Genomic DNA, 12,984 nt, shown 5'->3' on the forward strand with positions numbered 1-12,984 from the left:
TAATATGAGTATGAAACGAATTTTAGTAATTGCGTCTCATGAGAAGATGGCGGACGGTATGAAAGATACGCTGAATTTTATTTCGGGAGGAATACAGGAGACGATCGCATTGTCAGCATATGTAGACAATCGTTCCGCAGAGGAGACGATTGAAGAAGTGATGGATGGATTCGAGGAGGAAGATGAAGTTGTTGTACTGACAGATCTGATGGCAGGAAGTGTGAATCAAAAGTTTTTTAAATACCGTACAAGACCGCATACACATATTGTAAGCGGTATGAATCTTCCTCTTGCATTTCAGATTGCGATGGAACCGCAGGGAGAATATATTACAGAAGAACGTATGAAAGAAATGATCGAAGCGGCAAGAGAAGAAATGAAGTATATCAATGAGATTGCAGATGATGAGGACGAGGAAGATGAGTAAGAAGACGGCATGGTGGAAAAACAGTGTAGTATATCAAATTTATCCGAAAAGTTTCTACGATTCAGATGGAGACGGTTTTGGAGATCTGAACGGAATCAGGGCGAAACTGTCTTATCTTAAAAAGCTGGGGATCGATGTGATCTGGCTGAATCCGATCTATGAATCACCGCAGGTCGATAATGGGTATGATATTTCGAATTACAGAAAGATCGAGCCGGAGCTTGGAACAATGGAAGAGTTTGAGCTGCTGTTAAAAGAAGCGCATGAAAAAGGTATGAGGATTATTTTGGACCTTGTTGTTAATCATACGTCAGACAAACATCCGTGGTTTGAAGAAGCAAAGAAAGGGAAAGAAAACCCATATCATGATTATTACATATGGAAAGATACGATCCCGAATAACTGGGGATCAAGCTTTGGCGGATCTACATGGGAGTATGTGGATGAGACAGCGCAGTATTATCTTCATCTGTTTGCAAAAGAACAGCCAGATCTGAACTGGGAAAACCCGAAAGTAAGAGCAGAGGTATATGAGATTCTTCGATTTTGGCTGGAAAAAGGGATCGATGGATTTCGGATGGATGTGATCACTTTGATTTCGAAAGACCCGGCTTATCCTGATGGTCCGGTAATCCAAAACAAAGAATATGGAAGTTATTATGCAGGTTGTGCAAGCGGTCCGCGTGTCCATGAATATTTGCAGGAAATGAATCGGGAAGTGCTGAGCAAATATGACATCATGACTGTAGGAGAAGCGCCCCATACAAGTGCAGACGAGGCAGTTCCGTATACGGCGGCAGACCGTCATGAACTGAATATGGTTTTTCATTTTGATCATATGCATCTTGATTATGATGAAAACGGAAAGTATGCGAAAAACCGTGTGAAATTGACGGACCTAAAAAAAGTGATGACGAGATGGCAGGATGCGATGCGTGAATGTAACGGATGGAACAGTCTTTACTGGAGCAATCATGATCAGGCAAGGGCGGTGTCCCGTTTTGGAAATGAATCGACGCCGTATCGCGTCAAGTCTGCAAAAATGCTTGGAACGATCCTCCATATGATGCAGGGAACTCCGTATATTTATGAGGGGGAAGAGCTGGGGATGACAAATGCTCATTTCGAGTCTATAGAAGAATATAAAGATGTGGAGGCGCTTGACATTTTCCGGGATTTCACGGAACGGAAAGGTTTTTCCGAAAAGGATACGCTGGAGCTTCTTAGCCTGAAATCACGGGATAACGCGAGAACTCCTATGCAGTGGGATGATACAGCAAATGCCGGATTCACAGAGGGAACTCCGTGGATCGGAGTGAATAAAAACTATAAAGAGATCAATGCAGAACAATGTCTTGCAGATCCGGATTCAATCTTTTACTATTATCAAGAACTGATCCGGCTTCGTCATGAGATGCCGATCATCACAGACGGGGTATATGAGCTTTTGGATCAGGAAAATGAAAGCGTATATGCGTATCTTAGAAAAGGAGAGAAGGAGACGCTTCTTGTAGTCGGTAACTTTACGGATGAGCCGATCAATTATCATGTAGACGAAAATGTGCAGGCGGCAAAGAGCAGACTTCTGATTTCGAACTATAACGCGGCGGAAACACTTGAAAGAGATTTTGCATTAGAGCCGTATGGAGCGTGTGTATATTTACTGGAAACAGAGATTGAATAAGGAAATTCTCGGAAAAATAAAAAAAATTAAAAAACCTATTGACGCGGTTGGTATTAAGTGCTATCTTAATACCAACCTTTTTAGTAGGTAAAGAAAAACAGGGAGGAGAATATTTTATGGCAGATTATAAATTCGATACACTTCAGTTACATGTAGGGCAGGAGCAGCCGGATCCGGCGACAGATGCAAGGGCAGTTCCGATCTATGCGACAACTTCATATGTTTTTCATGATTGTGCCGACGCGGCAGCGAGATTTGGTCTTCAGGCGGCAGGTAATATTTACGGAAGGCTGACGAATTCGACGCAGGATGTGTTTGAAAAAAGGATTGCAGCTTTGGAAGGCGGCACAGCGGCGCTGGCGGTTGCGTCCGGAGCTGCGGCGATTACATATACTCTTCAGGCGTTGGCGCAGAACGGCGGTCACATTGTTTCACAGAAAACGATTTACGGAGGAAGTTATAATTTGCTGGCGCACACGTTTCCGGGTCTGGGAATTACGGCAAGTTTCGTGAACATCCATGATTTGGCGGAAGTAGAAGATGCGATTACAGAACAGACAAAAGCAATCTATATAGAGACGCTTGGTAATCCGAACAGCGATATACCGGATATCGATGCGCTGGCTGAACTGGCGCACAAACATCAGATCCCGCTTGTTGTAGATAATACGTTTGGAACTCCATACTGGATCCGTCCGATTGAACATGGCGCAGATATTGTTGTACATTCTGCCACAAAGTTTATCGGAGGGCACGGAACAACACTTGGAGGAGTTATTGTTGATTCCGGTAAGTTTGACTGGGAAGCATCAGGAAAATATCCGGCTTTTGCAGAACCGAATGCCAGTTATCATGGAGTTGTATTTTCACAGGCGGCCCCGAATGCGGCGTTTGTGACATATATCCGGGCGGTGATCCTGCGCGATATGGGGGCGACGATCTCTCCTTTTGCGGCATTTCTTTTGCTGCAGGGAACAGAAACACTTTCTCTTCGGCTGGAACGTCATGCAGAGAATACGAAGAAAGTAGTCGAATATTTAAATGGGCATCCGCTTGTTGAAAAAGTAAATCATCCTCTTCTTGAAGATCATCCTGATCACGAGCTGTATAAGCAATATTTTCAGAATGGAGGAGCATCTATCTTTACGTTTGAAATTAAGGGCGGAGAAAAAGAAGCGCATACGTTTATCGATCATTTAGATATTTTTTCTCTTCTGGCAAATGTTGCAGATGTAAAAAGTCTTGTGATCCATCCGGCGACAACAACGCATTCTCAGCTTAATGCGCAGGAACTGCAGGAGCAGGGAATCCGTCAGAACACGATTCGTCTTTCGATCGGAACAGAGCATATTGATGATCTGATAGCTGATTTGGAAAAGGGGTTTGCATCTGTTCAAGAACTGTGAGAGAATAAAAAATAAGAAAAAAGCAATAACAGAGTGAATAGAACAAAATTAAAAAATAAAGGAGAACAGAATATGTCTAAAATTTATACATCTGCCGATCAGTTGATCGGGAAAACACCTCTTATGGAGTTGACCCATATAGAGGAACAATATGGATTAAAAGCGAAGGTTTTAGCAAAACTGGAATATTTTAATCCGGCGGGGTCAGTAAAGGACAGAGTGGCGAAAGCAATGATCGATGAAGCGCAAAAGAGCGGAAAGTTGACGAAGGATTCTGTCATTATCGAACCGACAAGCGGAAATACCGGAATCGGGCTGGCGGCTGTTGCCGCGGCGAGAGGCTATCGCATTATTATCGTAATGCCGGAAACGATGTCCATCGAACGCCGGCAGATTATGAAAGCATACGGGGCAGAACTCGTGTTAAGCGACGGAACGAAAGGAATGAAAGGCGCGATTGAGAAAGCGGAAGAACTGGCGAGAGAGATTCCGGGAAGTTTTATTCCGGGGCAGTTTGTAAATCCGGCGAATCCACAGGCACATCTGAATACGACAGGACCGGAGATCTATGAAGATACAGATGGAGATGTGGACATCTTTGTGGCCGGAGTAGGGACAGGCGGTACATTGACAGGAGTAGGAGAATATCTGAAATCGAAAAAAGAAGATGTGCAGATCGTAGCCGTTGAGCCGAGATCATCGGCAGTTCTTTCAGAGGGAACGCCCGGACCGCATAAAATTCAAGGAATCGGGGCAGGATTTGTTCCTGAAATTTTGAATAGAGAAATATACGATGAAATTATCACTGTAGCTGATGAGGATGCGTTTGCCACAGGGAAAATGATCGGACAGAAAGAAGGCGTCCTTGTCGGGATTTCTTCAGGTGCGGCAGTGTGGGCTGCGGTAGAACTTGCGAAGCGCAGTGAGAATGAAGGGAAAACAATCGTAGTCCTTCTTCCGGACACAGGAGACCGATATTTGTCTACCCCGTTGTTTGCCGATTGATTTGAAAAATCGGAAGAAGGCAGGAGAAGAGCAGAAAGGAGAAGGATCGAATGTTGATCTCAACAAAGGGAAGGTACGCCCTGAGAGTGATGATCGATCTTGCAGAGAGCAGAGAAGGCGGGCATGTCGCGATGAAGACCGTGGCAGCCCGTCAAGGCATTTCTCTGAAGTATTTGGAGCGAATATTACCGGTGCTTACAAAAAACGGACTGATAGAAGGGATTCACGGAAAAGGGGGCGGATATCGTCTCTGCCGCGAACCGAAGGAATATAAAGTTGGGGAGATCCTTCGTCTTACAGAAGGAAATCTTGCTCCGGTATCATGTTTGGAATGTCATGCGGCTGTCTGTGAGAGAAGGCAGGAGTGTCGTACGATCGGAATGTGGACAGAATTTCATAAGATGATCAACGATTATTTTGACGGCATCACATTGGAAGATTTAATGAAGAAGGAAAGAAGAGAGGAAGAGGATTAGGAATCATGAAACGGGAGATCGATTTGAAGGAAATATCAGACGGGCGTCTTTACTCATCGGGAGATATGGTGAAAGCAGACTGCCATGATTGTCAGGGCTGCTCTGCCTGCTGCCGTAACATGGGAGATACCGTAAAGTTAGATCCTATGGATCTGTGGCGTCTTAAGAAAGGCACGGGAAAAGGATTTGCTGAACTGATGGAACGGGAGATTGAGTTAGGGATTGCGGATGGGATGATCCTGCCGAATCTGCGGATGACATCAGAAGGAGACGCCTGTCCGTTTTTGAATATGCAGGGACGATGCAGTATCCATGAATACAGACCGGGACTTTGCCGCTTATTTCCCCTTGGCAGATATTATGAGGAAAAGGGATTTAAGTATTTTCTTCAAATCCATGAATGTGCGAAGAAGGAACGAGGCAAAGTGAAGATTAAAAAATGGCTCGGTATTCCTGATTTAAAATCATATGAAGACTATATATGGAACTGGCATGGCTTTCTGAATGACTGTGAACGTGTCATTGATCATTTAGATGATAAAAACAGAAATATTTTAACATTGTATGTACTTCGATGTTTCTTTGAATCGCCTTATTTGGCAGAAGAGGAAAAAGAATTTTATAATGAATTTTCTGAGAGACTGAAAGAAGTGTACGAAAAGCTGGAAGGTCTAAAAGAAATTTCTTAAACAATGAAAAAAATATTGAAAATAATTCTCACTTGTGTTATTATCTGCAATGGTTAGTTGCGACTTACAAAAATAAGTTTAGACTAATACATTACAGTTGACATAGAAGGAGAGAAAATTTATGAAAACAAATCTGTTAAAATCGCTTTGGCTTATTTTGGCGTTTGTCTGTTTCGGATTTGGCGCGGCCGGAGTAATTCTTCCGGTGCTTCCGACAACTCCGTTTCTTTTACTTGCTTCCTTTTGTTTTGCAAAAGGGTCGAAGAAATTTCATCTGTGGTTTCAATCTACAAAGTTATATCAAAAACATTTGGACGGGTTCGTGAAAGAACGCACGATGCTTTTAAAGACGAAGGTATGTATTTTGCTCCCTGTGTCGGTGATGCTTATCTGTGCCATGGTTCTGATGGAAAATGTCTTTGGACGAATGTTTCTTATTTTTTTGATTCTGTTTAAATATACTTATTTTTTCACGAGGATAAAGACAGTTCGATAAAGGGAAAATAAAATGTTTCAGAGAATTTTCAGGAAACACGAAAAAGAAAAGGAAAGAATTTATGATTAAAACAAGGTTAGTGGGAATGTTATCCCATGCAAAAAAATATATTGTCTTTACGGTTCTGTGGCAATGGGCAGCGCTTCTGTCACAGATAGCGGCGGTGTTTTCAATCGCAGATCTGCTTGAGAGGGTAGTATACCATACGGTAACAGAGCAGGCGATTGTACGCGTAGTAACAGTTTTGGTGTTGACTGTATTTATCCGCTTTCTTTGCGAGAAGATGGGAGCGCGGTCTTCCTATTTGGCATGTGTGGATGTGAAACGGGTCTTAAGAGAAAAGATTTATGAGAAAATGTTGAAATTAGGCGCGTCCTATAGTGACAGCGTGTCTTCTTCTGAAGTTGTGCAGGTTTCTACGGAAGGCGTGGAGCAATTAGAGACTTATTTCGGAAAATATCTTCCTCAGTTATTTTACAGTTTGCTTGCACCGCTGACGTTGTTTGCAGTTCTTTCGGCAGTGAGTTTGAAAGCAAGCATGATTCTTCTGATCTGTGTGCCGCTGATCCCGGTTTCTATCGTGGCAGTACAAAAAATTGCGAAAAAATTGCTGAATAAATATTGGAGTATTTACACCGGATTAGGAGATTCTTTTTTGGAAAATCTGCAAGGGCTGACAACACTGAAAATTTATCAGGCAGATGGACTGAAAGCGGAAGAGATGGATGTGGAATCACAGAATTTCCGTAAGATTACAATGAAGGTGCTGACTATGCAGCTGAATTCCACGAGTGTGATGGATATTGTAGCTTACGGCGGTGCGGCGCTTGGTATGGCTGCTGCTGTATCTGAGTTTTTAAAAGGAAATATCAGTGTGGCGGGAGCATTGTGCGTGATTCTGCTTGCAAGTGAGTTTTTCTTGCCGCTTCGTCTTCTCGGCTCCTTTTTTCATATTGCAATGAACGGGATGGCGGCAAGCGATAAGATTTTTAAGATTTTAGATTTACCGGAACCACAAGTCCAACAGAAAACTTTGCCGGACGGTGGGATGGACGTTTCTTTTCGGGAAGTCCATTTCTCATATGAGGAAGACCGGGAAATATTAAAAGGGATCAGTTTGGATTTGCCGTCAGGAAGTTTTGTATCACTGGTAGGAGAATCCGGGTGCGGGAAGAGTACGATTGCCGGAATTTTATGTGCAAAAAACAGAGGATTTGCAGGGGAGATCATGATGGGAGGAGTTTCTCTTTCAGAAGTAAATGAATCTGATCTGAAGAAACATATCGTATTAGTCCGTCATAACAGTTACTTGTTTAAAGGAACGGTAGAAGAAAATCTTAAGATGGCGAAGCCGGATGCAACAAGGGAAGAGATGGAAGCAGTTCTTAAGAAAGTAAATCTGTTTGGATTTCTGCAGGCACAGGAAGGATTACAGACAAAATTAATGGAAAAGGCGAGTAATCTGTCCGGCGGACAGTGCCAGCGGCTGGCAATCGCAAGAGCGCTGCTTCGAACAGAGAGCGCCATCTATATTTTTGACGAGGCGGCGTCCAATATAGATATGGAAAGTGAAGCGCTGATTATGGAAGTGATTCATGAACTGGCAAAGACGAAGACGGTGCTTTTGATTTCTCATCGCCTGGCAAATGTTGTAAATTCTGATCAGATTTATTTTATGAAAGACGGGAAGATTACAGAAAAAGGGAAACATGAAGAATTGATGCAGAAAAAAGGCGCGTACAGACAGCTGTATGACAGTCAGATGGCATTGGAAAATTATGGGAAGGAGAGCGCGTGAAATGAGTGCAGAAAAAAAGAAGATACAGATTACCGGGCCGACTGAGGTGAAGAAGCGAAGAAGCGCTCTTCGGATCATGGGAAATCTGATCGGTTTGGTGAAACCGTTGCTTCATGTTATGCTTGCGGCAATCATTCTTGGGACAATCGGATATTTATGTGCTGTTTTTCTGACGATTCTAGCCGGGCAGGCTGTCATACACGGACTTTTGAACGGAAAAGCGGGGATGGCTGTTTTGATAGAGCAGCAGTGGCTTGCAGCGGTTTCAGTGAAGACGATTCTTACGGTTATGGTCATAATTGCAGTGCTTCGAGGACTTCTTCATTATGCGGAACAGTATTGTAATCATTTTATTGCTTTTAAACTATTGGCGATCATCCGACAGAAAGTATTTGCCGCTTTGAGAAAACTTTGTCCGGCAAAACTGGAAGGCAGGGATAAAGGAAACCTGATTTCTATCATTACGACAGATATCGAGCTTTTAGAAGTTTTTTATGCACATACGATTTCTCCGATTGCCATTGCGGCGCTGACTTCCCTGATTTTGGTTATCTTTATCGGAAGATATCACTGGCAGGCTGGGATACTTGCTTTGGCGGCATATTTGATTGTAGGAGTGGCTATTCCGATGTGGAACGGAAAACGCGGCAGTCAAAAGGGAATGGAATTTCGAACTCAGTTTGGTGAATTAAACAGTTTTGTATTAGATTCTCTTCGCGGACTGGACGAGACGATTCAGTATGGACAGGGAGAAAAAAGGAAAAAACAGATGTCCGCACGTTCTGAAAATCTTGCGGAAATGCAGAAATCTTTAAGCAGATTGGAAGGAAGTCAGCGTTCTTTTACAAATGCGGTCATTTTGCTTGCTTCCTTTGGTATGTTAGCTTTGACTACAGGACTGTATGCGAAAGGAGAGATCGGATTCGAAGGGATTCTGACATGTACGATCGCGATGATGGGATCTTTCGGTCCGACTGTTGCACTATCAGGTCTGTCTAATAACTTAAATCAGACGCTGGCAAGTGGAGAGAGGGTGCTCTCTTTGCTGGAAGAGACACCGCTTGTGGAAGAGATCATGCCGGATGGACAAAAATCAGACGAAAGAGACGGAATCCGTGATTTTGCAGGAGCGGAAGCTGACAATGTGACATTTGCATATGAGGAAGAACAGATTTTGGATCAATATTCTCTGAAACCTGAAGCAGGTAAGATTACGGGGATTCACGGGGCAAGTGGTTCAGGAAAGTCTACGCTTCTTAAGTTGTTTATGCGATTTTGGGATGTGCAGGAGGGAAGGGTATGCGTAGATGGAGAGGATGTAAGAACGATTCCGACAAAACATCTTCGGGATATGGAAAGCTATGTGACACAGGAGACACACCTTTTCCATGATTCTATTGCAAATAATATCGGAGTCGCAAAGCCCGGCGCTTCCAAAGCAGAAATTATGGAAGCGGCAAAGAAAGCTTCGATCCATGAGTTTATCATGACTCTGCCAAAAGGATACGATACGCTGGTCGGAGAACTTGGAGATACATTATCTGGCGGGGAGAAGCAAAGAATCGGGATTGCAAGAGCGTTTTTACATGATGCACCGCTTCTGCTTCTTGATGAACCGACAAGTAATCTTGATTCTTTGAATGAAGGGATCATCTTGAAATCATTGCGCGAGAACAGTAAAAATAAAACGGTTATCCTCGTTTCTCACAGAGAATCAACGATGGCTGCGGCAGAAAAAATCTATCATATGAAAAAGGGAAGACAGTCTTAAAAGTTTGGAAAATCTGGTCTGAAAAATCCCGAAAACGTTCCCTTGTGCTTTCCGATGCAAAGAAGTATAATGAAAATAAGCTGGCAGACAGCTTTTCGCGGGCAGACCCCGTAAGTAAATTTGAATCGGAGGAGGTTTCAGTATGGCGTGGTCAATATTTTCGATGTTATTTCTTGCGCTTGGAGGCGTGATTTACGGCGCTGCGGCATTGATCTGGTTTGCGTTGACGATTCTTGCGAATTGGCTGATGTTTATGAAAGCAGGCGAGGCGGGCTGGAAGTCGATCGTTCCGGTATACAACACATATACCGCTTATAAGATTGCATGGACGCCGAATATGTTTTGGATTTATCTTGTTTTTACAGTGTTAGAAAGTATATTTTCCCAGATTTCAGGAGGGGATTTTTGGTCCTTTTCGGGATTGCTGGGAGGTTTGTGCGGTCTTGTGACGATTGTTATGTCTGTGTTCTATTGTGTGAATCTGGCGAAAAGTTTTGGAAAAGGAATTGGATTTACGATCGGACTTATCTTTCTCGAACCGATTTTTGTTATGTTGATCGCTTTTGGTTCGGCACAATATCAGAAGAGATATTTTTAGAAGAAGAGAATGCTGCGAAAAAGCAGGCATGGAAGAAATTGTTTTCTTCCATGCCTGTCTTTTTGTTGTCAGACTTTTTGCTAAAGTGCAGATATAAAACGTTTGAACGCTTTGATTCCATCCTCTGTATATTTGTAGACACCGGCGTCTTCCAGTACTTTGCAGAATACTTTTCCGACTTCCTGTTCTAAGATGTGTTCGATATTTTCCTCGGTTACGTCATCATAATTTTTGAGGAAAGCCTCAGCCCAGTCAGCATGTTTTGCAATCTGTTCGTTGCTGCGGATGTCTTTTTTCTCTAAAATGTATTCTTTCAGAAGTTCCATTTCTCCTTTGAGCCTTGCAGGAAGTACTGCGAGTCCCATAACTTCGATCAGACCGATGTTCTCCTTTTTGATATGGTGAAGTTCCTCATGCGGATGATACACGCCGAGAGGGTGTTCTTCGGTCGTAATGTTGTTTCGAAGTGTCAGATCCAATTCGTACAGACCGTCTTTTTTACGGGCGATCGGAGTGATCGTGTTATGCGCAACACCATCTGTCTCAGCGAAAATAAAAGCTTCTTCATCTGTATAAGAGCGCCATTTTGAAAGGATATGCTCTGCAAGATCAATGATCCGATCTGTGTTTTCTCCGCGCAGTCGGATAACAGAAAGAGGCCATTTTACAATACCTGCCGTTACGTCTTCGTATCCGGGTACAGTAAAGTTTTCGATGATCGGAGCTTTTGCCATTGCGAAAGTATAATTTCCTCCCTGGAAGTGGTCATGGCTTAGGATCGAGCCCCCTACGATCGGAAGATCTGCGTTTGATCCGAGAAAATAGTGGGGGAATAATTTGATAAAATCAAATAATTTTGCAAATGCATTCCGATCGATCTTCATCGGAATATGTTCTCCGTTAAAGACGATACAGTGCTCGTTATAATAAACATAAGGAGAATATTGAAAGCCCCAATTAGTTCCCTGGATCGTAATCGGAATAATTCGATGATTTTCTCTTGCAGGATGGTTGGAGCGGCCTGCATATCCTTCGTTTTCCATGCAGAGCTGACACTTCGGATAGGAAACGGATTTTGCCTTTCCTGCCGCCGCGATCGCTTTCGGATCTTTTTCCGGTTTTGAAAGATTGATCGTAATATCCAGTGTTCCGTATTTTGTTTCCACCGTCCACTTCCGGTCTTTTTTAATGCGGTAGCGGCGGATATAATCGCTGTCCTGACTTAATTTATAATAGTAGGAAGTCGCTTCTTCAGGGGAAATGTTATATTTTTCTTTAAATTCTTTTTGAATCTGTGCCGGACGGGGCATCAGACAGTTCATCATTTTCGTATCGAACAGATCACGGTATGTAACGCTGTCTTCTATGATCCCGCGTTTTACTGCTTCGTCTAAAAGCTCTTTCAGGATTGTTTCAAGATCCAGATCTGTTACATCGCAGTCGATGTCTTCGTAATTGTCTTCGTGGAAAAGCTCCAGCAAAAGATTTGTTGTGTAAACACGTTCGCATTCTGGTGTAAGACCGGTGTTGATTCCATACTGCACTAATTTTTTGATTGATTCATAAAACATAATCGTACTCCTTTTGTTTTATAGTGAAATAAAAAATAAACCGATAATAGATTCTCTGTTTATAGTATAGAATGAAAGCCGGAAAAGGTATATAAAAAATCCGTGCAGATTCATGTAAAAATGTTGCGCTTAGCAGGAGAAAAAGCTTATAATAGATGTGGTTTAACTACAGACATATATGAGGAGTTGCCAAGAAAGGAAATACGATGTCAGAGTCATATAAACATTCATATAAAGTGGGAGAGAATCTGCTTAATTCTTTGTCTGTATATAATGTCGGATATCAAAGATGTGAACCGAATTATCAATGGGGACCGGGGGTGAGAGATCATTACTGCATTCACCATATTCTATCAGGAAGCGGATATTATTGTACGAAAAACGTGTCAAAGCATTTGGAAGCCGGTGATACATTCATTCTTTATCCGGGAGTAGAACTGCGGTATCAGGCGGATGCCGATATGCCGTGGGAATATGCATGGGCAGGGTTTATGGGAGCAGATGCGGCGTCTCTTATAAGAAACACGGAATTTAGCAGAGATACTCCCTATATTTTAAAAGGAAGGATTCCGGAGGAAAGGATTCGGGAAGGGTTGGAACGGATTTATAATGCAAAAGGGAATACTTATGAAGCGGCTGTTGCAATGACCGGAGAATTGTACAGCCTGTTAGCTGTGTTTATGCATTATGCAGATCATGAGGAAAAGGAAAAAGAGATTCAGCTTACATATGCGGAGAAAGCGGAAAGTTATATCGAGACAAATTATTCTTATCCGATCACAGTGGAAGAGATTGCTTCCTATGTCGGAATCAGCCGGAGTCATTTGTTCCGCTCTTTTCAAAACTATATGAATAGATCTCCGAAAGAGTATCTGACAGAATACCGGATCAAGCAGGCATGCAGGCTTTTAAGGGAAACAACGTTGTCTGTATCGGCGATTGCATATTCCGTTGGATTTGAAAATAATCTTTATTTTTCCAAGGCGTTTCGTAAGCAGAAAGGGAAAAGTCCTTCTGAATATCGCAAAAGTCATTCCGAAAACAGGTGACGGCTTTCTAATGA

Annotated in this window: 12 protein-coding genes; 11 read left to right on the forward strand and 1 reads right to left on the reverse strand. The window is 42.7% G+C overall.

Translation table 11 applies throughout. The features are described 5' to 3' along the window. The first annotated feature begins 4 nt into the window (after positions 1-4). From RCH61_RS00755 to RCH61_RS00800, 10 genes are all read left to right on the forward strand, one after another. Positions 5-427, forward strand: coding sequence for a PTS sugar transporter subunit IIA (locus RCH61_RS00755; protein WP_306479578.1), 423 nt, complete (start codon positions 5-7; stop codon positions 425-427). Next, positions 420-2,111: a glycoside hydrolase family 13 protein gene (locus RCH61_RS00760; RefSeq protein WP_178007732.1), complete on the forward strand. Its 1,692-nt coding sequence runs from the start codon at positions 420-422 to the stop codon at positions 2,109-2,111. The genes RCH61_RS00755 and RCH61_RS00760 overlap by 8 nt, the downstream gene beginning before the upstream one ends. 116 nt (positions 2,112-2,227) lie before the next feature. Further along, entirely contained in the window at positions 2,228-3,517 is a 1,290-nt protein-coding gene (locus RCH61_RS00765) for an O-acetylhomoserine aminocarboxypropyltransferase/cysteine synthase family protein (protein WP_178007734.1), read from the forward strand. 72 nt (positions 3,518-3,589) lie between these two features. Then, entirely contained in the window at positions 3,590-4,522 is a 933-nt protein-coding gene (gene cysK, locus RCH61_RS00770; RefSeq protein WP_178007736.1) for a cysteine synthase A, read from the forward strand. 50 nt (positions 4,523-4,572) lie between these two features. Then, on the forward strand, positions 4,573-4,998 hold the full coding sequence (locus tag RCH61_RS00775; protein ID WP_178007738.1) for an RrF2 family transcriptional regulator: 426 nt from the start codon (positions 4,573-4,575) through the stop codon (positions 4,996-4,998). Between the two features lie 5 nt (positions 4,999-5,003). After that, the gene (locus tag RCH61_RS00780; RefSeq protein WP_178007740.1) at positions 5,004-5,687 is read left to right on the forward strand and encodes a YkgJ family cysteine cluster protein; all 684 of its coding nucleotides are present in this window, start codon (positions 5,004-5,006) and stop codon (positions 5,685-5,687) included. Positions 5,688-5,808: 121 nt separating this feature from the next. Beyond that, positions 5,809-6,183 carry a YbaN family protein gene (locus RCH61_RS00785; protein WP_178007742.1) on the forward strand — a complete coding sequence of 125 codons (375 nt, stop codon included), beginning with the start codon at positions 5,809-5,811 and terminating at the stop codon, positions 6,181-6,183. Between the two features lie 61 nt (positions 6,184-6,244). After that, a complete protein-coding gene (locus RCH61_RS00790; RefSeq protein WP_178007744.1) occupies positions 6,245-7,981 on the forward strand; it encodes an ABC transporter ATP-binding protein/permease in 1,737 nt (578 codons plus the stop codon). Between the two features lies 1 nt (position 7,982). After that, positions 7,983-9,752 (forward strand): amino acid ABC transporter ATP-binding/permease protein, encoded by a 1,770-nt coding sequence (locus RCH61_RS00795; protein ID WP_306479579.1) that lies wholly within the window; start codon positions 7,983-7,985, stop codon positions 9,750-9,752. 142 nt (positions 9,753-9,894) lie between these two features. Then, a complete protein-coding gene (locus tag RCH61_RS00800) occupies positions 9,895-10,350 on the forward strand; it encodes a DUF5684 domain-containing protein (RefSeq protein WP_306479580.1) in 456 nt (151 codons plus the stop codon). 80 nt (positions 10,351-10,430) lie between these two features. Here RCH61_RS00800 and galT read toward each other — a convergent pair whose 3' ends face one another. Beyond that, positions 10,431-11,921, reverse strand: a complete 1,491-nt coding sequence (galT, locus tag RCH61_RS00805) for a UDP-glucose--hexose-1-phosphate uridylyltransferase (RefSeq protein ID WP_306479581.1) — start codon at positions 11,919-11,921, stop codon at positions 10,431-10,433. A 206-nt stretch (positions 11,922-12,127) separates the two neighbouring features. On the opposite strand from galT, the gene RCH61_RS00810 reads away from it, so the two are divergent. Next, on the forward strand, positions 12,128-12,970 hold the full coding sequence (locus tag RCH61_RS00810; RefSeq protein WP_306479582.1) for an AraC family transcriptional regulator: 843 nt from the start codon (positions 12,128-12,130) through the stop codon (positions 12,968-12,970). Positions 12,971-12,984: the final 14 nt, after the last annotated feature.

Source organism: Mediterraneibacter sp., assembly GCF_030825015.1.
In the GTDB taxonomy this organism is placed as follows: Bacteria; Bacillota; Clostridia; order Lachnospirales; family Lachnospiraceae; genus Mediterraneibacter.